Origin of the sequence: Paraburkholderia sp. CNPSo 3272 (genome assembly GCF_024206495.1) — a bacterium.
In the GTDB taxonomy this organism is placed as follows: domain Bacteria; phylum Pseudomonadota; class Gammaproteobacteria; order Burkholderiales; family Burkholderiaceae; genus Paraburkholderia.
Genome location: NZ_JAMBPQ010000017.1, coordinates 19,577 through 38,796, shown reverse-complemented (window position 1 = coordinate 38,796; position 19,220 = coordinate 19,577). Strand labels below are relative to the sequence as shown.

The window sequence follows — 19,220 nt, the reverse complement described above, 5'->3', positions numbered from 1 at the left end:
CCGCCTGACGGATGCATCCTTTTCAGGGAGATTGAGATGGCAAAGCCGTATTCCATATTGGTCACCGCAGTGGCGGTGCTTTGTGTCGCGTTAGCGCCCGGCGTAGCGGCCGCGCAGACGAGCGTGCCCGACGACGCGTCAGCGAATGCGAGCACATCGAAGGCGCAACGCAAGGAAGCCCGCAAGGAGGCGCGAGCGCAAAGAAACGCGGAACTGAACAAGCTCGAAAAAAACGGATATAACCCGTCTGCGGGAGACGATCCAAACTATCCGAACGATATTCAGAATGCCGAAAGAAAGGCGGCGACGCCGGGTAGCGCGAGCCAGTAGAGGGCGCTCGTAGCCTGATACGTAGTCCTCCACCTGAGTCATATTTCCGCGCTCACGGGACGCGTGGGCGCTTCGCACTGCACACCAAAAGGTGCGCCATATTCGGCGAGCAACGCCTCGAAGTGCGCGGGTTCGAGCGGCGAGGGCGGCCCGAGCCGGGGCTTTAGCTGCGCGAGTGCCCGCCCGTATCGCTCGAATGTGGCGAAGTCGCGTGGGTAACGCTCGCTATCCACGCCCGCGAAGCGCCCCTCGCGCGCAGCGTGAGCCAGCAGCGCTCGCCAGCGCGAGATCGGCGCCAGCCCGATGCTTTGCGTGCCGTGTGAGAACAGCATCATGTCGATGTCCTCGAATGCGGGCGTGCTGTCAAGGAAGCGCTGCAGGGCGTCGGCCGAGGGCTCGACGCCGAACAGCAGCCAGAACGGTATGGCGTGAATCTCGAGCGTCGTGAGGGGATCCATCAGCATGAAAGAGTCGACGAGGAGGCGGCGCGTCTCGATCACGCTTTCCTGATACCAGCGCCGATAAACAGCCGCGGTCGCGAAGCTCAGCGCTTCGGGTTCCTCGAAACGGATCTCGACGATACGCCACTGCATTGGCCCGGCCAGCTCGACGAGATCGTCGCGCAAGGCGGCGTCGAAGCCCCACTCGGCTTCAGGGGCGCGCGCGTCGGGAGCCGGGGGATCCCAGCGCGTGCGCACACTGCCGTAGTGCGCGAGAAACGCCCGCACGCGCTCGCCGCCGTGCAGATATTCGTCTTCGCTCGCGCCGCCTGTGGCGCCGAACTGAAACACCGAACGCTCGCTCGTACGCGTGACTGCCCAATCGCGCGTGCAGTTCACCACGTAGAGGGTCCCGCCGCGCTCGAGATTGCCGAGCAGGAACTCGCGAAAGGCGAGCGGCAGGCGTTGAAACTTGAGCCGGAAATAGCGCATGCCATGCAACATCAGGCGATCCTGGTTGGGATCGTGCATATGATGAACGGCAATGCGATCGTCGGCGGCGAGCAGGGCTTCCACGATGCGCCGGCTCGTGTCGAAGCCACGCTGGGCATCGTCGGGATCGCTGAACGGCGCGCGTACCGGGCATAGAAACGTCTGCGGCAGCCAGGGCGCGCGCAGCGCGGCCGCGAGATGGATCATCGCGCCGTTCGACGACCCGATAAACGCGCAGCGGCGGGGGACTTGCGGATAAAGGTCCGTCATCCACTGCGCAATGCGTTCGACGTCGAGGCTCTTCGCCCGGCGAGGATCGATGCCCTCGCTCATGCCGCCCACAATATAGGCCCATTCGCGCTGACGTTTCGGCAGCGCATTGATCGCGGGCATCAAGCGGTCGAGCAGGGGCGACTGACTCGGGCTCGAAAAACGTCTCCCGTGCAACATGCTCGCCAGCGCCTGGGCCATGGCGGCGGCGGAATCGAAACGGGCGATGCCCGGCGGCGGCTTGTTCATCGAAGTGCTCCCTTGCTATACGCCGACGGCACCGGCCTTGAGAAACGGTGTGATCGCGAACGCGAACGCGTTGGGCGCGGCGTAGTTGAGTGTGTGCGTGCCGCCTTCGATCGTCATCAGGCTGCCGTGCTGCAGTTTGCGTGCGGCCTCGGCGCCCCAGCCGAGCGGCGCAACGGGGTCGCGCGTGCCCACGACGACGAGGGCGGGCGCAGCGATGCGCGGAAGCCGCTCGTCGACGGGGTCGCGCACCAGCATGCGCATGGTGGCAAACGCGCGCCTCAATCCCGCCTTCGCGTAGTCGATACGGCCGGCCCTGGCTGGGGTGTGGGGACGCTCACGCAGTCCGTTGATCCAGTCGCGCCACGCCTGGCGCGGCAGCGAGCGCGCACAAGGGTCCGGTGTCGGCGCTTGCAGAACGAGACGATCCACCGCCTGCGGGTAGCGCACCGCGAAATCCGCGAGGACCTGGCAGCCAAACGAGTTGCCCACGAACATCGCTCGTTTCATGCCGCATGCCTTCAGCCAAAGATGCAGCGCATCGGCGAGTTGCGCGAGGCTCAGGGCGTCGCGGCTTCGCGCGAGCGGGCTTTCGCCGAAGCCGGGCAGGTCGGGCGCAAATACGTCAAAGTCGCGCTTGAGCGCGTACGCGAGCGGTTCCATGTAACGGCTCGAGACGACGAGGCCGTGGACCAGCACGACGGGCAATCGGCCCGGCGCGCGCGCGCGACAGCGGGCGACTCGATAGAACATGCGGTATGGGCCGGCCTGCACGAAAGCGCCTTCGATGCCGAGACGGCGGCTGCCTTTGTCGATGGCTGCGGTTTGCTTGAGCCGGCGCCAGGCCAACGTCAACCACACGAGGGCGACGGCGCAAACGCACGACAGGCAGATGAGAAAAATGAGCACGGCAGAACGCTCCTGCGCTCGCGGCATGCGGCCGCCGGGCGCTATCGCAGTGACAACAGCAAATCGTGTTCCACCAGGATCAGGACTGGGCGCCCAGCACGTCGTCGAGAAAACGCAACACGCAGGCATGACCTCCGCGCTCCCATGCATCGACGTGCGTGGCGCCTGCGATGATCGCGAAGCGCCGGGGGGCCCGGATCGCCGTGAAGAGCCGCGAGAATTGCGCCGGGGGAACGACGCGGTCGGCGTCGCCGCCATAAATGAGGATAGGGGCGCGCACGCCGCCGATTTTGGCGAGATTGTCATAGCGGTCGCGCACGAGCCACCGCAAGGGAACGATGCACGGCAGCCAGCGCATGCGCACGGCGGCGACATCGGCGACGCTGGTGAACGGCGCTTCGAGCAACACGGCGGCGAGCGAGCGTTCGGTCGCGATCTGCACTGCGACGCCCGAGCCGAGCGAATAACCATGCAGGACCACGTCGCGCGAGTGCTGCGCGGCGAATGCGATGGCAGCGCGGCCGTCGGCGTAGAGCCCTGCTTCGCAGGGACGCCCGGGCGCGCCGCCGTAACCGCGATAGCCCGCAAGCAGGACGCCGTAGCCTGCGTCGAGCAGCGCATGCGCGATATGAGTTCGCTGGCTGAGGTCCTCTCCGTTGCCATGGAAGAGTACGATCGTGGCGCGGGCGGGACCCGCGGGCGCCGCGTGGCCGCAAATCAGTTCGTTGCCCTCGGCAGTATGCACACGCACGTAGCGGATGCGCCCTTGCGCATCCGGGCGTAGCGGCCCGCGCTGCAGCCGCTCCCACGGGTAGATCAGCCGGCCTTGCAGCCAGTACAGCAATGCAATGGCGCAGCCATAGATCAGCAAAGCGGTGACAGCGAGCGCGATGAATAACGGTGCCGTCATGATCTCGTTCTTCGCGCACCGAACATTCCCGTCTCCTCAGCCCGACGCCGTGCAATCAGATCGCGAAAGCAAACCCTGACGTCGCGGGAGACATCATCGGTCGGCGACCCTGGAGGCAGCAAGAACCTGGCATTCCCTCGGCCGGCACCGGTTGCCCATAAAGATTGATTTCCGGACACGTGGCCATTGTGTACTTGCCAGCCACCGCTGGCATATGCTCATGCAAGCCATACGCGAGCTTTTCTCCGCCAGGATGAGTGACACCATGAGTACTGAAATGGTCATACAAAGGCTCACAATTCGGGCTGCCACGGGCAAGCTCAGAATCATCCCGGTGTGGCGATGCCTGGCGCAGAGCGGTGCCAAGGTCGTTCGCTGGAATGTCCATGCCGATCGCAACGATGGCATGGACTCTATGACTGTCGACATTATCGAAGCCGATCCATTGCGTACGGAAGAGATCGCGATTGCGCTCGGAAAAGGACCTCTGGAAATGACGGTTACTGCTCTCAATTTGACAGTGCTGTCCACTCCCAACTCCGCCCCTGACGTAGGGGCCGAGAGCGAACGAACCGCGGCGGACGCGCGCCGAATCGATCGTCCGCCTGCGAGGCCGACCATACTGAGGAATGTCACCAGCCAGATCCCACCTGTCGCGAAAGATTGATCGCACGCGACGCGCAGAGCCAGATATGTATCGAAGTTACGAATACAACGGATTCACGCTCGATGTCGCAGTCGATGTCGACGTTGTCAGGATAGAGCCGAGCCAAAAAGCGCAAGCCGCCGCGAGGTATGTCGCGGTCGTCGAGATCTTCAAGGAAGGCAAGGCAATGGCGGTTTTCTCGCCGTTGAGGTTCGGCGACATCCACGGCTACCCGTTCACAACCGAAATCGATGCGCTGATGGGCGGCTTCAGCGCAGGCCGAAAAATTGTCGATGATCTTTTCTCGACAACTTGACCCTGTGTTGCGCAACCCTGCAAAACAACCTCGGTAAAGGGCGAGGGCGTCTCATAGACACTCGCAGGTACTTGCTCCGCTCGCGAGCGCAGAACCGGAATCGATACTTCCAGGCGATGCGGATCTGGGCGGCCGGTCGGGCTGCACGCCGTTCAGCCGGAGAAAATACTCTTCGCGGCGTGCCTTCATCAGAGCCAGGTCGGTTCGCAGGGCGGTGCGAGTCTCGGTCAACCACGCTGCCGCGCGGTGGTCCGTGCTGCGTTCGACCTCGGCGATGCGCTCCATGCACGCCTTGATCTCCGCATCGATGTTCAGCATGGCTACCAGCAGGTCTTCGGCCGTGCAAACCATCCTCTGTGTCCTCTCATCATGAGCAACTCGATGTTACGTTGCGCCAATGTTAAATCGAGGAGGTCAAAATGATGCCTGGGGAATACACCAAATCGCGCGCCGCTGTGGCTGTGCGAGCGTGAATGGCGAATCGCAATATTTACTAGAATTACGTCCACCACTCACGAAGGAAGGATCGCGGGAGATGACATGGCCAGTTCCCAGCCTGAAGGCAGTTCTCTCGAGCGAGAATATGATCTTGCCCTGGAATTGCTCGAAGCGAGGTCTGCTGCACTCGAACGCGCCATACGCCGCCATTCGGCCGAGTCGGCTCAGGCCCACGAAGCCCGCAAAGCCTACGATCTCGCCAGGGTAGTTTTGCTCTCGTGCGAACTTCGCCTACGAAGCCGAGGGATAGTCAGGCAAATGACGCGTCGTCGTCCGATCACGGTCATCGTTTTCAGCGAGTCGGAGCTGTTCAGGAAATCGTTGACGGTATTGCTTCGCGCGGAGGGCTACCAGGCGATTTCGGCGACCACGCTCCGCGAGCTGAGAAGCGTGATGGCGGCCCGGCAAGCCCGCGCGATTGTCATGTACCCGGAGCGCGGGGCGTCGCACGCTGCGCCCACCATTGACGGCATGGTCGCCGCCGCGCCATTGGTGCCCACCTTCATGCTGCTGTGTGGCAAGCGAATGTCGATCGCAGGGACATTCGCCGACTCACGCGTCCATCAAGTTGGCTCGATTCGCGAATTGGTCTCCGGCCTCGACGCAACCCTTGCGAGCGGTGGCGGCACTGAGAGGCCGTGCGTCAGTGCAGCCGGCGGCTCGAGATAGCGGCGCTCCGCAATGTCGATCGACGCATCGGCCAGCGCCCGGTGTTTCGCGAATGTGCTGCCGGCAACTTCTCAGGTCTCGTACTTGAACGACACGGACACCCGGGTTCGATATTCAACGACCTTGCCGTTTTCGATCTTGATGTCGAGCTTGCAGACCTCGGCGATTCGCAAGTCACGCAGCGACTCGGCTGCGGTTTCCACTGCATTTTTTGCGGCGTCCTCCCAGGAAGTCGTACTCGTGCCGATGATTTCCGTCACCTTATAGACGCTGGAATCCGTGCTTTGGGTCATGGTCTTTCTCCGTGTTGAGATGTGCGATGCACCGCGCGCGCATTCCGCGTGCCGCGCAGACAGGCTGGCGCACACGCTCCACGGCCGCCGCGCGGAAATCTGGCGCGCGCTTCGAGATACCTACCGCCAGCTCCCACCGGGCGGCACAGGGAGGGTGGGCATGCGTTTTGCGCACCGCACGCTCCGCCGTCAGTGCATCGACACGGATACAATGAGCCAGGCCCCCGCGATCTGGGAATTTCGCATCAAATACCGAGCAGTCAGGAGCGCCTGATGGACGATGAGACCAAAGCCATGCCGATCGTGCGCACTGGCGTTCCCGGGCTGGACGATGTCCTGGCGGGAGGGCTGACTCCGGGAAACCTGTTCCTTCTCGAAGGCAGCCCAGGCACCGGGAAAACGACCATCGCGCTGCGGTTTCTGCTTGAAGGCGCCGAGGCGGGCGATCAAGGTCTTTACATCACGCTGTCCGAAACGGAGCGGGAATTGCGCGAGGGCGCCGCGTCCCACGGTTGGCAACTGGGTGATCGCATCGCCGTATTTGAAGTGGTGCCTCCGGAGAGCCTGCTCGACGCGAATCAGCAACAGAGCCTGCTGTATTCGTCCGATCTCGAACTCGGCGAGACGACCCGCTTGATCTTTGACGCCTTCGAACGAGTCCGGCCCAAGCGGGTCGTCCTCGACAGCCTCTCGGAAATCCGTCTGCTCGCGCAAAGCTCGCTGCGTTACCGCCGCCAGGTGCTCGCCATCAAGCATTATTTCTCGCGACAAGGAGCGACCGTCCTGCTGCTCGACGACCTGACTGCAGATGCCGCGGACAAAACCGTACACAGCGTCGCCCACGGCGTTATCAAGCTCGAGGAACTTGCCCCTGACTACGGAGCCGAGCGGCGCAGGTTGAGGATTTCCAAGTACCGGGGACAGGCGTTCCGTGGCGGGTATCACGACTTCACCATCAAACGCGGAGGTGTTTCCGTGTTTCCCCGGCTCGTTGCTGCGGAACATCGCACCAGGTTTGCACGCGAGCCAATGACGAGCGGCGTGGCGGAACTCGATGCGCTTCTCGGCGGCGGCATCGAACAGGGATCGAGCACGCTGGTGCTAGGACCAGCAGGGACCGGCAAAAGCATTTTTGTGCTTCAGTTCATTTCGGCAACGGTCGCTCGGGGCGAGAAGGCAGCGCTGTTCGCCTTCGACGAAGAGCTTGGACTGCTCTTTGACCGGACCCGCGCGTTGGGATTCGACCTTGAAGCGATGCGCGACACCGGCCGTCTGCATATAGAGCAGGTCGATGCCGCGGAACTCTCGCCTGGCGAGTTCGCCCAGCGCGTACGCGCTTGCGTTGTCCACTCCAACGCCAAAACGGTGGCCATTGACAGTCTCAACGGTTACCAGGCCGCCATGCCGCAGGAAAACGCGCTCGTCCTTCATATCCACGAATTGCTGCAATACCTCAACAGGCAAGGCGCGACGACCTTCCTGACGGTAGCGCAGCATGGGCTGTTTGGCGACATGAAGGCGCCCGTCGACGTCACGTACCTTGCCGACACGGTCATCCTGCTGCGGTATTTCGAGGCGCTGGGAAGCGTGAGGCGGGCGGTGTCGATCATCAAGAAACGCACCGGTCGTCACGAAGAGACAATCCGGGAATTTCGCATTGGGCGATTCGGTCTTCATGTCGGGGCACCGCTCGACAGTTTCCAGGGCATCCTGCGCGGTGTACCCACGTTTGTGGGTAACACAGGGCCGCTCATGCCGACGGGCTCCGCTGGTAATGAAAGCACCTGATTTCAATCGCTGTCCCACGCTGGTTTTTACACCTATTGGGCGAGACGCTGTCGTTGCCACGGCCCTCCTGCAAGAGGCCGGCGCTCTTGCGTACGTATGTCGCGATTTCGAGCAATTCGTCGCAAAGCTGAGTGAGGGAATATGTTGCGCGATCGTGACCGACGAGGGGCTGCGAGACGCCGACCTCAAGCCACTCGAAAACTGGGTGTCAGCGCAGCCCACATGGTCCGACTTTCCATTCATCATCCTTACGCAGCGTGGGGGCGCGCGGGATCGGGACCCCGAACTGGCCCGACTCGCGGCGACGTTGGGAAACGCGACGTTCATCGAGCGCCCGTTTCATCCGCGCACGTTCATCAGTGCGGTTGGCACCGCACTGCGCGGCCGGGCGCGGCAATTTGAAGCCCGCCTGCGTATCGACGAACTGCGCGAAAGCGAGGCGCGCCTGCATACTGCACTGACGGCAGGGAAACTGGGCTCATGGGAGCTGGACCTGTCGACATTCGCACTCATGGCCTCGCCCGCGTGTCACGCGATTTTCGGGCATGCGTCAGGCGAGCCTTTCACGTACACGGATCTCATCGCCGGCATCAGCCAGGGCGACAGGCCCCGGATAACCGACGCAATCAACCGCAGCCTGGCAACCGGCTGCGATTTCGCACTCGAACTCTGTACGATCTGGCCTGACGGGACGGTGCATTGGGCGGACATGCGCGCGCGGGTGGTTCGAGACGGCACTCGAAAGAACGCACGGCTCGTCGGGGTGACATCCGATATCACCATGCGCAAGGCGGCGGAAGACAGCCTGCAGCGGGCCAACGACATGCTCGAGGCAAGGGTTGCCCAGCGCACTGCGGAGCTTGAGCGTACCCACCAGCTCGTGCTGGACGAGATCCGGCAGCGCGAGCGCGCAGAAGAGTTGCTGCGCCAGGTTCAGAAGATGGAAATGATCGGGCAATTGACGGGCGGCGTCGCCCACGATTTCAACAACCTGCTGATGGCCATCATGGCCAATCTCGAACTGCTGCGCAAGCAGCCGCAGGACGCCGTTCGAGCAACGCGACTGATCGACGGCGCGCTTCGGGGAGCGCAGCGTGGCGCCGCTCTTACGCAGCGCCTTCTGGCTTTCGCGCGGCAGCAGGATCTCAAGGTCGAGCCGATCCACCTCCCCACCGTGGTTCGGGGAATGACCGATCTCCTCGAGCGATCGATAGGGCCGCGAGTGGCGCTGGAGCTGAATTTGCCGGAGGGCATTCCGCTTACCCTTGCCGATGGGAATCAACTCGAACTCGCGCTGCTGAACCTGGTGGTCAACGCCCGCGACGCGATGCCTGAGGGAGGGGCGTTGTCGATAGCGGTCGATGACGTACCCACGTGTGGCGACAACGGGCTGCCTGCGGGCGAATATGTGCGCATCATCGTCACTGATACCGGAAAAGGCATGGATCCGGACACCCTTGCCAAAGCAACCGAGCCGTTCTTTACAACCAAAGAGATCGGCAAGGGGACGGGGTTGGGTCTCTCAATGATTCACGGACTCGCGCTGCAGCTCAACGGCGCCCTGCGCCTCGCGAGCGAAGCAGGACGAGGCACGCGGGCAGAGTTATGGCTGCCCGTTACCTCGCAAAGTGTCACGCCCCATGACGTACAGAACGATGCGCAGCCAGAGGGCATCGCAATCGATCCGATCCAGGCGAGCATTCTTCTCGTCGATGACGACGCCCTGATCGCAACGAGCACCGCGTACCTCCTTCAGGATATGGGACATGAGGTGATAGAAGCTGACTCGGGCGCACGCGCACTCGAGATCCTGAAGGCGGGGCGGAAGATCGATCTCCTGCTCACCGACTATTCGATGCCACGGATGACGGGCCTGGAGCTCGCGCGGGCCGCGCGCGAGTTGCGTCCGGCACTCCCTGTGATCCTGGCGACCGGCTACGCAGAGCTTCCGCAGGGAAACGACGTCGAAATCCAGAGGCTTCGCAAACCGTATCAGCAACACCAGCTCGTCGCGGAAATAGCGAAGGCCCTCACGAAGGCCAGGGCCATCGGGTAGTCGCCCGGCGACGGTTGGCCCATCCGGGCCACGGGTTTGCTCGCAGTTCGCCGGACTACCGCTGCATGGAATATCGCCACCGGGAATATGCCGGTTTGCGCGCGTGAAATTGTCGTGCTAGTTTTTCATGAAATCAACATGAAAAATTTCACGGACACGCCATGTTCGCCGAATCGACTCGTCATATCGAAAGCTATTACGCATGTCGCAACGCCCAGAGTGGCGCGCTGCCCGAGCGCCCCGCGCTGACGGGCGACTACCACGCAGATGTGCTGGTCGTGGGCGCGGGGTTCAGCGGCCTGCACACGGCGTTGCGGCTCGCGCTGGCCGGCCGCCGCGTCGCGGTCGTCGAGGCGAGCCGCGTGGCGTGGGCCGCCTCTGGGCGCAATGGTGGTCAGGCGCTGCTCGGCTGGTCGTGCGACATGCCGCCCCTCGAGCAGGCGCTGGGTGTGGCGGGCGCGCGGCAGCTGTGGGACAGCATGCGCTGGGCCGCCGCCGAAGTGCGCGAGTTGCCCACGCGGCACGGCTTCGACATCGACTATCGGCCTGGCAGCCTGTGGGCGGCGGTGAGGCGTTCGCGTGTCGCCATGCTCGAAACCGCGCGCGACGAGGCCGCGCAGAAGTGGGGCTACGAACGCCTGCGCGTCATTGCCGAGCCGGAGATGCCGGAGTGGATCGGCAGCCGCCGTTATCGCGCCGCGCTCTACGATCCCGAGGCGGGGCATCTCGATCCGCTCAAGCTGGCGCTCGGCCTCGCCGACGCCATCGAGCGCGCGGGCGGCGCCATCTTCGAGCAAAGCCGCGTCCTCGCCTATCGCGAAACGCCGGGCGGCTACGTGGCGAACACGCGGGGAGGCACGGTGCGCGCCGGCGCGCTGGTGCTCGCCTGCAATGCCTACATCGATCGTCTCGATAGCGATCTGGCGAGCCGCCTGCTGCCCGTGGGCACCTGGCAGATCGCCACGCACAGGCTCGACCCTGCGCTCGCCGGCTCGCTTTTGCCGCGCAACAGTTGCGTGATCGACAATCAGTTCGTGCCGGACTACTTTCGCCTGAGCCCGGACGATCGCCTGCTCTTTGGCGGCGCGTGTACGTATCTCGGCGGCATACCGAAGGACATCGGTGCCGCGATCCGGCCGAGTCTCGAACGCGCATTTCCGCAATTGCGCGGCATAGAATTCGAATACGCGTGGGGCGGCCATATCGACATCAGCATTCGCCGCACGCCCGACGTCGGTCACGAACGCGATCGCTACTGGCTGCAGGGCTTTTCCGGGCACGGCATTCTGCCGACACTCGCGGCGGCGCGTGCCGTAGCCGACGCCATCCTCGGCGAACCGCACTTGCTCTCGCTCTACGAGCGCATTCATAATCCGCGCTTTCCGGGCGGCGAGCGCTTCGCCGCGCCGCTCGAGGCGCTCGGCAAGCTGTGGTATCGCCTGCGCGACGTCGTGTGACAGAGAGAACTGCATGGACCAGCAGGACGAAATCGAAGGCCTCGCGATCCTCATTCGCGATCTGCGCAAGCACAAGAAGGTGACGCTGGCCGAACTCGCGCAAAAGATCGGCCGCTCGGTCGGCTTTCTTTCGCAGGTCGAGCGGGGACTTTCGCGGCCGACTGTGGCGGATCTCACGGCTATCGGCGAGGCGCTGCAGACGCCCACTACGTACTTCTATAGTGTCAGCATGCCGCGCGAGCTGCCGTGGGTCACGCGGCCGGGCGAGCGGCGCACGCTTTACTATGGCGGCGGCATTACAGACGTGCTCGTTTCGCCCAGCATGTCGTCGGGTTTCTCGATGCTGGAGAGCCGGCTCGAACCCGGCGCGACGAGCGGCGAGCGCCCCGTAGACGACAGCGACGAGCAGGGCGGCTTCGTGCTCGAAGGCGAGTTGACGATCTGGGTGGAGGATAGCGACGAGCCCGTGACGCTGCGGGCCAACGACAGCTTCCAGTTGCCGGCGCGTCGCCCCTTTCGCTACGCCAATCTCGCCGATGCGCCCGCGCGCGTGCTATGGGTTTTCACCTGAGTCCCGGTAATCAGCATCACTGATCAATCCAGTGGCTGACGACGCGATTTCGTTTTGCGCAGACGACAGCATAGGCGGAAGGCGTTCATGCGGCCTTGCGTTGCGCAACTGAAAGACAGGATGCGATTCGGCTCGCCTCGATCCCTGCTCCGGAAGACGGCCCCGAAGTTGCGCGACGACCCGCTCGACCCGCGCGGCCGATTTGCCGGATGCCGCAACCGGCGGAATCCCCGACGGTGACAGCAAGCCGGCGACGGTCCCGGCGAGACATTTTTTCTGGTTTGCCGATTACCGGAAATATCGCTGATTTTCGTTGCGCAGCAGAGGTCATCTGCACGAATCGTTCCTGTATAAGCCCGCTTTAAACCACGGCAATGTCGTTTTTGTGCATTTTTGCCAATATTTAACGTGTTTTTGTCTACACACTGACTCCGTGTTGTGCTATTGATTCGCCTTTCGCCGTCATGCACGTAGGAGGCAAAACACGTGCCGGGCGGGCGATCGGCGCGTTTCCATATGCAACGCGATTTGCCTGTTTCGCCCGCGTGAGGTAGGGTATGCAGGTTTTCTCAACTCAACACAGGTAGCAGATGAACAAACAGGAACTCATTGACGCAGTCGCCGCTAGCACGGGCGAGACCAAGGCAGCGACGGGCGCAGCCATCGACGCGATCCTTGACGTCGTCACGCGTGCGGTCACCTCGGGTGACTCCGTGCAACTGGTCGGCTTCGGCTCGTTCTCGACTGGCCAGCGTGCTGCCCGCGTGGGCCGCAATCCTGCCACGGGCGCGGAGATCCAGATTGCCGCAGCCAAGACGGTGAAGTTCACCGCTGGCAAGGCATTCAAGGACGCCGTCAACGCGTCGTGATGCCAGCTCCGCCGCTATGGCGGGCGCGCGCGTGGCCGGCTCGCTTGCTGGCGCGCGGCGCAGCATCACGCCAGTGCGGTGGTCCGCACTCGGGCAGGCGGCGTCACGCTGCTGGCCCGAGTGTGTGAAACGGGGCGCCAGGCCCTCGGCAAGCCGGCATGCTTACATGCCGGCCGCTTTTTCTTCCCTGCTTTTCTTATGGTATCCGAAGCGTTTCACGCGCTTCGAGCGTTAGCCATTGCGCGCGGCGTCGGCTTCCAGCGATGAGCGGCTCGTTTCGTTGCGGCGGCGCTTGGCCTCGTACATCGCCGCATCCGCTTCGCGCAACATCGCCTCCACGCTTTCGCCTTCCTCGCAGCTCGCAAAGCCCATTGAAAAGCTCAGCTTAGGTCCACCGTAAAACTGGTTGTTCAGCTCCACCAGTTTGGTGATGCTCTCCACCACGGTTTCCGCATCGCGCAGGTCGGCGCCGGGCATCAGCACGGCGAATTCGTCGCCGCCGATGCGCGCGGCCTGCCAGGGCTTCTGGATCGCTTTCGTGAGCACTTCACCGGCCCGGCGCAGCAACGCGTCGCCGGCCGCGTGGCCGAGCTGGTCGTTCACCGTCTTCAGATTGTCCATATCGACGACGATGGCGCTCACCGGGAACGGCCCCTTGCGATGCAGACGATTGAGTTCGTCCACATAGAACGAGCGGTTCTTGAGCTTCGTGAGCACGTCGTGTTTGCCGAGAAATTCGAGGTAGGCCTCGGCTTTCTTGCGCGCCGTGATGTCGGTGAGCGCGAGCAGCACGAGGTCCCATTGCGCTTCGTGGCCCGGGAACACGGAAAATTGCAGGTGTACGTTGACCTCGCTGCCGTCGAGCGTGTAGTTGACCACCTCGCGCTGCTGAAAGAGTCGGCCTTCCCAGAGATCGAGCAACTGCTCGCGGAAGTGCGGGCGCATTTCGTCGCGGAATACCTCGGGCAGGCGCGCGAGCAGCGTGGCCTTGTCCGGTGCGCGAAACATGCCCAGCGTGTAGTGATTCACGTCGAGCACCTGGATTTCGCTCATGCAGCGCTCGACGAATTCGGGGTGCACGTCGGTGAAGGTGCGAAAGTCGACGATGCCCTGCTCGCGGACCTCGTTTAACAGCTCACGAATGGCGGAGAAGTTTTCGACCCACAGCGAAACCGGCGAGTGTTCGAAAACACCGAGCGCGTATTGCTCGCTCACGGTCGCCCGATGGCGCGCTTCTTCGAGCGCCGAGACGTCTTCGATCGCCACGAGCACGCGGCTCCAGTCGGCTTCGTGGCCCGGCAGGATCACCCCGCGCAACAGGATGTCCATGCGCCGCCCGCGCAGCGTGTAGTTCACGCTCTTGCTCTCGAACGTGGTGCGGCCGGCCCACATTTGCTCGAGTTCGCCCACGTGCGCCTGGAACATGTCGTCGCGCAGCACCTGCGGGAGATGCGCGGCGAGTTCTTCATAGTCGCGCGCGCCGTAAAGATCGAGCGTATGGCGGTTGACCTTCAGCACGCGGATGCAGGCCGAGCATTCGGCCACGCGGCGCGGATCGTCTTCGAGGAACTGGCGCAGGCTGGTCACGCCTTGTGCACGCCAGCTGTCGAACAGCGCGCGCAGCTGGCTATAGTCTTCGAGCCACAGCGAAGTGGGCGTCACGTCGAAGAAGTCGAGCAGATCGACGCCCATGTTGGCAAAACTGGCCGCGGTGGCCGGGGTGCCTTGTTGCATGTCGGTTGGATGTAAGGGGGCGGGGTGCGGCGGGCTGCGCCGCACGAATTACCGAATCCTGGCACACCTTGGGGCCCGAGTGGGCATCGACGATGCCATGTGACGTTGCGCGGCGATACGTTACGCATCGAAGGGCGGCGCAGGGCGCTCAGTCGGACGTTTCGATCGAATCGACGCGATCCGGGTAGAACGCAAGGTGGTCCTTGATTGCCGACACCGCTTCATGCGGCGTTTCATAGCTCCATATTGCGTTCACGGCTCGCGCGCCGCCTGGCGCGATCGAGTAGTACGAAGCCTCGCCCTTGTAGGGGCACCAGCTCTTGTGTTCCGTGCGTGAGAGCAGCGACATGTCGGCGTCCTCGCGCGGTATGTAGAACACCGCGGGATAGCTCGCCTCGCGCAGCGTGAGCGCGCCGCGCGTGTCGGCGACCACGCGCCCGCCTGCTTTCACCACCACGCGCGTGTGCGCCGGTTCGACCGTGATCGGATGATCGGGGCCGGGAATCTTGACGGTCCGTGTGTCCATGGCTGGGTTCCTCGCGAAAGGGGTTGGAAATGCGCACGTTTAGCCGAATACATCATATGCAATTGCAGATTAACTGGTAGGGGAAAACGCTGCAGGCTGTTTCAATGAGGGCGCGACTGAGTTCGACGCACGGGCGGCGATAGTCATGCGATTGCGCCGCGCGAATTCGCGCCGCCAGTCTTCGCCCACGCCTTCATTTACCCGCAGCAGGATCACTGATGAGCCTCGATATCTTCTGGTTCTTGCCGACCTCCGGCGACACCCGCTACCTCGGCAAATCCGATTTCGGCCGCGCGCCGACCAACGCCTATATGCGCCAGATCGCCGTGACCGCCGAAGAACTCGGCTACGACGGTCTCCTTATTCCCACCGGCAGCAGTTGCCTCGACCCGTGGGTGACGGCGGCGAGCCTCGCGCCCGTTACGCAGCGCATCAAGCTGCTCGTCGCGCTGCGTACGTCGCTCGGCGGTCCCACCGCTTCCGCGCGCCAGGCGGCCACGCTCGACCAGGCGTTGAACGGCCGTTTGCTGCTCAACGTCGTGCCGGGCGGCGACGCCACCGAACTCGCAGCCGACGGCGTGTTCCTCGCGCACGACGAGCGCTACGAAGCCGCCGACGAATTCCTGACCATCTGGCGCAGCCTGCTTCGCGGCGAGAGGGTGAACTTCGAGGGCAAGCATTTGCACGTGCAGGGCGCGCAGAACTTTCACGCGCCGGTTCAGACGCCGCATCCGCCGCTGTATTTTGGCGGCTCGTCGCCGGCGGCGCACGAGCTAGCGGCCAAGCATGTGGATGCCTATCTCACGTGGGGCGAGCCGCCCGAAGCCGTCGCGCAGAAGTTCAGCGATATCCGCGCGCGGGCGGCGCGCCATGGACGCACACTCAAGCTCGGCGTGCGCCTGCACGTGATCGTGCGCGAGACCAACGACGAAGCGTGGGCCGCCGCCGGGCGTCTCATTAGCAAGCTCGACGATGACGATATCCGCCGCGCCCAGGAAAATTACGCGCGCATGGATTCGGTGGGCCAGCGCCGCATGGCCGAACTGCACGGCGGCAGCCGCGACAAGCTCGAGATCAGCCCGAACCTATGGGCCGGTGTGGGCCTCGTGCGCGGCGGCGCGGGCACGGCGCTCGTGGGCGACCCGCAAACCGTGGCGGCCCGCATCAAGGAATACGTGGACGCCGGCGCGGACAGCTTCGTGCTCTCCGGTTATCCTCACCTGGAAGAGGCGATTCGCTTCGCCGAACTGGTGTTCCCGCTGCTGCCGGGCAAGAAACCGGTGACGCTGCGCGACCAAGCCCTGACGGGCGGCGCGTTCGACGTGCGTGCGCGTGAGCGGGCACAGGAGTCCGCTCGCGCGTGAGCACCGCCCTGCGCGGCAACCGGGCCGTATCGAGGAGGGCTCGCCGGATGACTATTCGTGGGAGCGATATTCCCGGTTTATTTGTATGAATGATATTGGCAAAATATTCCCCACAGGCATATAATCGGTTTATGCCTCACAGGAATATGTCATGAAGATCATCGTCCAGACGCCAGGCGGGCTTGGCGAGATTCTGCAATCGGCCCGCAAGGCGCGCGGCATGACCCAGGCGCAGGCCGCGGCGCATCTGGGCATCGGCCAGCCGCGCCTTTCCGCACTCGAAACCACGGGCGCCGCCAGCCTCTCGCTCGAGCAGATGCTCGCGCTTTTCGCGCTCTACGGGCTGGAACTCTGCGTGCAGTCGCGCGAGGTGGCGGCCGGTGCGCCGGAGTGGTGAGCATGGGCCGCAAATCGCATTCGCGCGCGCTATCGATCTGGGCCAACGGCGAGCGCGTGGGCACGTGGGTCATGACGTCCTCCGGCGACACCGAGTTGCGTTATGACGACGCCTGGAAGCGCTCGGCCGTGGGCCGGCCGCTTTCGCTCTCGCTGCCGTTCGGCATCGGCGACGTGCCGTTGCGCGGCGAGCGCGTGCAGCACTATTTCGACAATCTTCTGCCCGACAGCGAGCCCATCCGCCGTCGCATCGCCACGCGCTTTCGCACCGATACGCTCGAGGCCTTCGACCTGCTCAAGGCCATCGGGCGCGATTGCGTGGGCGCGGTGCAACTGCTGGACGAGGACGAAACGCCGGGGCGCGTCGACCGCATCGAAGGCACCGCGCTGAGCGATGCCGTCATCGAGCGCCTGCTGCTCGAAACGGCCGGTGCGCTGCCCGGTGGCGCACTCGAGACCGACGATCTGCGCATTTCGCTGGCGGGCGCGCAGGAGAAGACCGCGCTCCTGCGCCACCGCGGCAAATGGCTGCTGCCGCGCGGCGCCACGCCCACTACCCACATTCTCAAGCTGCCACTGGGGCTGATCGGCCATCGCAAGGTGGACTTCAATACCTCGGTGGAAAACGAATGGCTTTGCCTGGCACTGCTGAGGGCCTACGGTTTGCCCGCTTCACAGGCGCAGATCGTCCGCTTCGGCGCGCAAAAGGTGCTCAGCGTGGAGCGCTTCGATCGTACGCGTTCGCGCGCCGGCGGCTTGCTGCGTCTGCCGCAGGAGGACTTCTGCCAGGCGCTCGGCGTGCCGCCGCATCGCAAGTACGAAGCGCATGGCGGCCCCGGCGTGCGTGAAATTGCGGGTCTCCTGCGCCAGTCGCTGCAGGCGCGCGAGGACCTCGAAACGTTTCTCACTGCGCAAATCGTCTTCTGGATGCTCGCGGCGCCGGACGGCCACGCGAAGAATTTCAGCATCCGCCTCTTGCCGGCAGGGCGCTTTCAGCTCGCGCCGCTCTATGACGTCATGTCGATCTGGCCCGTGGAGGGCGACGGCGGCAATCAATGGTCGTGGCACAAGGCGTCGCTCGCCATGGCGGTGTGGGGCAAGGCGCGCCACTATCGCATGCGCGACGTGAAGCGCACGCATTTCGACGCCACCGCGCGGCTGTGCCACTATGGGCCGGATGCGGGCCCGCTGATCGAGCGCGTGCTGGCGCGTACGCCCGCTGCGATAGAAGAAGTCGCAGCGGCGCTGCCCGAAGGCTTTCCCGAGCGGGTGGCCGAGCGGCTCTTCGACGGCTTGCGTTTTTCGGCAGAGCGGCTGGCGGCGCAGTGAGGGTGTGCCCACCGGGAAACCGTGGTGGCCGGCATCCATGACGTTCAGGAGGATTCGCCGCACAAGATCGGTGCCGCCGTGCGCGCATTCGTCAACGAACCGGGGTAGGCGGTTTATCGCTTCACGACTTTTTCTTCTTCGAAGGCAGCCACGTTTGAGGCTCGGCGTACATTTCCTTGACCAGTTGCTTCACGAGATCGACGTAGACGGAGTTGTCGTTCACGCGGTGATTCAGGATGATGGGGGAAGTCGCGTGGTCGCTGTCGATCAGCCGATAGTGCACGTCCTGGCGCAATTGCCGCGCTGAAGCAGGGATCACGCATACGCCGAACTCTGCTGCGACGAGACCCAGCGCCGTCTGGATTTCCCGCACTTCCAGCACCTCGCCCGGTTGCACGCCGTCGCCGTGCAACACGTTCAATACCTGGTCGGCGAAACTGGGGCGCGGCTCCTTGGGGTAGACAATCAGTTTCTGTCCGGCCAGTTGCTCGATGGGGATGGGCGTCGATTCCTGCGCCATCTCGCTGCCGATCGGCACCACCACCGCCAGCGGCTCTTCGCGCAGGACGATGCCGGCCACGTTGGGGTCGCTGTGGCGCACGCGTCCGAAGCCGATGTCGATGCGGCCTTCCTTCAACGCCTCGATCTGCTGCACCGACATCAGTTCGACCATCTGGATGTCGAGTTCCGGCGCATGCTGGCGCAGCTTGCGCATCAACGGCGGCAGACCCGAATACAGAACGGAAGCGACGAAGCCGATCGACAACACGGTGCGGTGATGGAGTCCCACGTGTTTGGCGGTCGCCTGCAGTTGTTCGACGCGCCCAAGAATCTGCATGGCCTGCTCGTAGACGAGACGTCCCGCATCGGTCGTGCGCACCGGGCGCGTATTGCGAATCAGAAGGGGCACGCCGATCTCTTGTTCGAGCAACTGAATCTGCCGGCTCAGCGGCGGTTGAGCGATGCAAAGCTGTTCGGCTGCGCGCGTGAAATTGCGCTCGCGCACGACGGCAACGAAGTAACGAAGCTGGCGGAGATCCATGGTTCCTTCCCAAATGAGGCATCAAATTATCAATACTCTGAGAATATGATGCGCCGCAATATCCGCCTG

20 protein-coding genes are annotated in these 19,220 nt (G+C 63.8%); 12 read left to right on the top strand and 8 right to left on the bottom strand.

The features are described 5' to 3' along the window. Nucleotides 1-123 precede the first annotated feature (123 nt). On the top strand, nucleotides 124-330 hold the full coding sequence (locus M3I53_RS38670; protein ID WP_254317773.1) for a DUF4148 domain-containing protein: 207 nt from the start codon (nucleotides 124-126) through the stop codon (nucleotides 328-330). Nucleotides 331-368: 38 nt separating this feature from the next. On the opposite strand, the gene M3I53_RS20995 is transcribed toward M3I53_RS38670, so the two are convergent. The 3 genes from M3I53_RS20995 to M3I53_RS20985 form a co-directional block, all read right to left on the bottom strand. Continuing rightward, complete coding sequence (locus M3I53_RS20995) at nucleotides 369-1,781, bottom strand: hypothetical protein (RefSeq protein WP_254317772.1); 1,413 nt, start codon at nucleotides 1,779-1,781, stop codon at nucleotides 369-371. Nucleotides 1,782-1,796: 15 nt separating this feature from the next. Next, nucleotides 1,797-2,687, bottom strand: a complete 891-nt coding sequence (locus tag M3I53_RS20990) for an alpha/beta fold hydrolase (RefSeq protein WP_254317771.1) — start codon at nucleotides 2,685-2,687, stop codon at nucleotides 1,797-1,799. 79 nt (nucleotides 2,688-2,766) lie between these two features. After that, nucleotides 2,767-3,597, bottom strand: coding sequence for an alpha/beta hydrolase (locus tag M3I53_RS20985; protein ID WP_254317770.1), 831 nt, complete (start codon nucleotides 3,595-3,597; stop codon nucleotides 2,767-2,769). A 265-nt stretch (nucleotides 3,598-3,862) separates the two neighbouring features. On the opposite strand from M3I53_RS20985, the gene M3I53_RS20980 reads away from it, so the two are divergent. After that, nucleotides 3,863-4,264 carry a hypothetical protein gene (locus M3I53_RS20980; protein ID WP_254317769.1) on the top strand — a complete coding sequence of 134 codons (402 nt, stop codon included), beginning with the start codon at nucleotides 3,863-3,865 and terminating at the stop codon, nucleotides 4,262-4,264. Continuing rightward, nucleotides 4,227-4,559 carry a hypothetical protein gene (locus M3I53_RS20975; protein ID WP_254317768.1) on the top strand — a complete coding sequence of 111 codons (333 nt, stop codon included), beginning with the start codon at nucleotides 4,227-4,229 and terminating at the stop codon, nucleotides 4,557-4,559. The genes M3I53_RS20980 and M3I53_RS20975 overlap by 38 nt, the downstream gene beginning before the upstream one ends. A 51-nt stretch (nucleotides 4,560-4,610) precedes the next feature. Here the strand turns inward: M3I53_RS20975 and M3I53_RS20970 are convergent, their stop codons facing one another. Then, complete coding sequence (locus tag M3I53_RS20970) at nucleotides 4,611-4,877, bottom strand: hypothetical protein (protein WP_254317767.1); 267 nt, start codon at nucleotides 4,875-4,877, stop codon at nucleotides 4,611-4,613. Nucleotides 4,878-5,099: 222 nt separating this feature from the next. On the opposite strand from M3I53_RS20970, the gene M3I53_RS20965 reads away from it, so the two are divergent. Next, complete coding sequence (locus tag M3I53_RS20965; protein WP_254317766.1) at nucleotides 5,100-5,726, top strand: hypothetical protein; 627 nt, start codon at nucleotides 5,100-5,102, stop codon at nucleotides 5,724-5,726. Nucleotides 5,727-5,797: 71 nt separating this feature from the next. On the opposite strand, the gene M3I53_RS20960 is transcribed toward M3I53_RS20965, so the two are convergent. Next, nucleotides 5,798-6,019 (bottom strand): dodecin family protein, encoded by a 222-nt coding sequence (locus tag M3I53_RS20960; RefSeq protein ID WP_254317765.1) that lies wholly within the window; start codon nucleotides 6,017-6,019, stop codon nucleotides 5,798-5,800. Nucleotides 6,020-6,292: 273 nt separating this feature from the next. On the opposite strand from M3I53_RS20960, the gene M3I53_RS20955 reads away from it, so the two are divergent. The 5 genes from M3I53_RS20955 (at nucleotide 6,293) to M3I53_RS20935 (ending at nucleotide 12,760) form a co-directional block, all read left to right on the top strand. Next, nucleotides 6,293-7,807: an ATPase domain-containing protein gene (locus M3I53_RS20955; RefSeq protein ID WP_254317764.1), complete on the top strand. Its 1,515-nt coding sequence runs from the start codon at nucleotides 6,293-6,295 to the stop codon at nucleotides 7,805-7,807. Beyond that, nucleotides 7,794-9,863 (top strand): hybrid sensor histidine kinase/response regulator, encoded by a 2,070-nt coding sequence (locus M3I53_RS20950; RefSeq protein WP_254317763.1) that lies wholly within the window; start codon nucleotides 7,794-7,796, stop codon nucleotides 9,861-9,863. Before M3I53_RS20955 ends, M3I53_RS20950 begins: the two co-directional genes overlap by 14 nt. A 161-nt stretch (nucleotides 9,864-10,024) precedes the next feature. Then, a complete protein-coding gene (locus M3I53_RS20945) occupies nucleotides 10,025-11,320 on the top strand; it encodes an FAD-binding oxidoreductase (RefSeq protein ID WP_254317762.1) in 1,296 nt (431 codons plus the stop codon). Nucleotides 11,321-11,333: 13 nt separating this feature from the next. Continuing rightward, nucleotides 11,334-11,891: a helix-turn-helix domain-containing protein gene (locus M3I53_RS20940; protein ID WP_254317761.1), complete on the top strand. Its 558-nt coding sequence runs from the start codon at nucleotides 11,334-11,336 to the stop codon at nucleotides 11,889-11,891. A 590-nt stretch (nucleotides 11,892-12,481) separates the two neighbouring features. Beyond that, nucleotides 12,482-12,760, top strand: coding sequence for an HU family DNA-binding protein (locus M3I53_RS20935; RefSeq protein WP_028207645.1), 279 nt, complete (start codon nucleotides 12,482-12,484; stop codon nucleotides 12,758-12,760). A 231-nt stretch (nucleotides 12,761-12,991) separates the two neighbouring features. Here the strand turns inward: M3I53_RS20935 and M3I53_RS20930 are convergent, their stop codons facing one another. Both M3I53_RS20930 and M3I53_RS20925 read right to left on the bottom strand, forming a co-directional pair. Further along, nucleotides 12,992-14,494 (bottom strand): GGDEF domain-containing protein, encoded by a 1,503-nt coding sequence (locus tag M3I53_RS20930; RefSeq protein ID WP_254317760.1) that lies wholly within the window; start codon nucleotides 14,492-14,494, stop codon nucleotides 12,992-12,994. Nucleotides 14,495-14,642: 148 nt separating this feature from the next. After that, the gene (locus M3I53_RS20925) at nucleotides 14,643-15,020 is read right to left on the bottom strand and encodes a DUF427 domain-containing protein (RefSeq protein WP_254317759.1); all 378 of its coding nucleotides are present in this window, start codon (nucleotides 15,018-15,020) and stop codon (nucleotides 14,643-14,645) included. A 218-nt stretch (nucleotides 15,021-15,238) separates the two neighbouring features. On the opposite strand from M3I53_RS20925, the gene ssuD reads away from it, so the two are divergent. From ssuD to M3I53_RS20910, 3 genes are all read left to right on the top strand, one after another. Then, complete coding sequence (ssuD, locus tag M3I53_RS20920) at nucleotides 15,239-16,384, top strand: FMNH2-dependent alkanesulfonate monooxygenase (RefSeq protein ID WP_254317758.1); 1,146 nt, start codon at nucleotides 15,239-15,241, stop codon at nucleotides 16,382-16,384. Between the two features lie 151 nt (nucleotides 16,385-16,535). Beyond that, the gene (locus tag M3I53_RS20915; RefSeq protein ID WP_254317757.1) at nucleotides 16,536-16,781 is read left to right on the top strand and encodes a helix-turn-helix transcriptional regulator; all 246 of its coding nucleotides are present in this window, start codon (nucleotides 16,536-16,538) and stop codon (nucleotides 16,779-16,781) included. Between the two features lie 2 nt (nucleotides 16,782-16,783). Continuing rightward, on the top strand, nucleotides 16,784-18,109 hold the full coding sequence (locus M3I53_RS20910) for a type II toxin-antitoxin system HipA family toxin (protein ID WP_254317756.1): 1,326 nt from the start codon (nucleotides 16,784-16,786) through the stop codon (nucleotides 18,107-18,109). 121 nt (nucleotides 18,110-18,230) lie between these two features. Here M3I53_RS20910 and M3I53_RS20905 read toward each other — a convergent pair whose 3' ends face one another. Further along, nucleotides 18,231-19,151, bottom strand: a complete 921-nt coding sequence (locus tag M3I53_RS20905; RefSeq protein WP_254317755.1) for a LysR family transcriptional regulator — start codon at nucleotides 19,149-19,151, stop codon at nucleotides 18,231-18,233. Nucleotides 19,152-19,220 lie beyond the last annotated feature (69 nt).

Excerpts from the sequence above, each read along its gene's own strand:
- M3I53_RS20960 (WP_254317765.1), bottom strand. The coding sequence starts at position 6,019 with ATGACCCAAAGCACGGATTCCAGCGTCTATAAGGTGACGGAAATCATC.
- M3I53_RS20915 (WP_254317757.1), top strand. The coding sequence starts at position 16,536 with ATGAAGATCATCGTCCAGACGCCAGGCGGGCTTGGCGAGATTCTGCAA.
- M3I53_RS20950 (WP_254317763.1), top strand. The coding sequence starts at position 7,794 with ATGAAAGCACCTGATTTCAATCGCTGTCCCACGCTGGTTTTTACACCT.
- M3I53_RS20940 (WP_254317761.1), top strand. The coding sequence starts at position 11,334 with ATGGACCAGCAGGACGAAATCGAAGGCCTCGCGATCCTCATTCGCGAT.
- M3I53_RS20945 (WP_254317762.1), top strand. The coding sequence starts at position 10,025 with ATGTTCGCCGAATCGACTCGTCATATCGAAAGCTATTACGCATGTCGC.
- M3I53_RS20925 (WP_254317759.1), bottom strand. The coding sequence starts at position 15,020 with ATGGACACACGGACCGTCAAGATTCCCGGCCCCGATCATCCGATCACG.
- M3I53_RS20910 (WP_254317756.1), top strand. The coding sequence starts at position 16,784 with ATGGGCCGCAAATCGCATTCGCGCGCGCTATCGATCTGGGCCAACGGC.
- M3I53_RS20955 (WP_254317764.1), top strand. The coding sequence starts at position 6,293 with ATGGACGATGAGACCAAAGCCATGCCGATCGTGCGCACTGGCGTTCCC.
- M3I53_RS20985 (WP_254317770.1), bottom strand. The coding sequence starts at position 3,597 with ATGACGGCACCGTTATTCATCGCGCTCGCTGTCACCGCTTTGCTGATC.
- M3I53_RS20965 (WP_254317766.1), top strand. The coding sequence starts at position 5,100 with ATGGCCAGTTCCCAGCCTGAAGGCAGTTCTCTCGAGCGAGAATATGAT.
- M3I53_RS20905 (WP_254317755.1), bottom strand. The coding sequence starts at position 19,151 with ATGGATCTCCGCCAGCTTCGTTACTTCGTTGCCGTCGTGCGCGAGCGC.
- M3I53_RS20935 (WP_028207645.1), top strand. The coding sequence starts at position 12,482 with ATGAACAAACAGGAACTCATTGACGCAGTCGCCGCTAGCACGGGCGAG.
- M3I53_RS20970 (WP_254317767.1), bottom strand. The coding sequence starts at position 4,877 with ATGCTGAACATCGATGCGGAGATCAAGGCGTGCATGGAGCGCATCGCC.
- ssuD (WP_254317758.1), top strand. The coding sequence starts at position 15,239 with ATGAGCCTCGATATCTTCTGGTTCTTGCCGACCTCCGGCGACACCCGC.
- M3I53_RS20980 (WP_254317769.1), top strand. The coding sequence starts at position 3,863 with ATGAGTACTGAAATGGTCATACAAAGGCTCACAATTCGGGCTGCCACG.
- M3I53_RS20930 (WP_254317760.1), bottom strand. The coding sequence starts at position 14,494 with ATGCAACAAGGCACCCCGGCCACCGCGGCCAGTTTTGCCAACATGGGC.
- M3I53_RS20995 (WP_254317772.1), bottom strand. The coding sequence starts at position 1,781 with ATGAACAAGCCGCCGCCGGGCATCGCCCGTTTCGATTCCGCCGCCGCC.
- M3I53_RS20975 (WP_254317768.1), top strand. The coding sequence starts at position 4,227 with ATGTCACCAGCCAGATCCCACCTGTCGCGAAAGATTGATCGCACGCGA.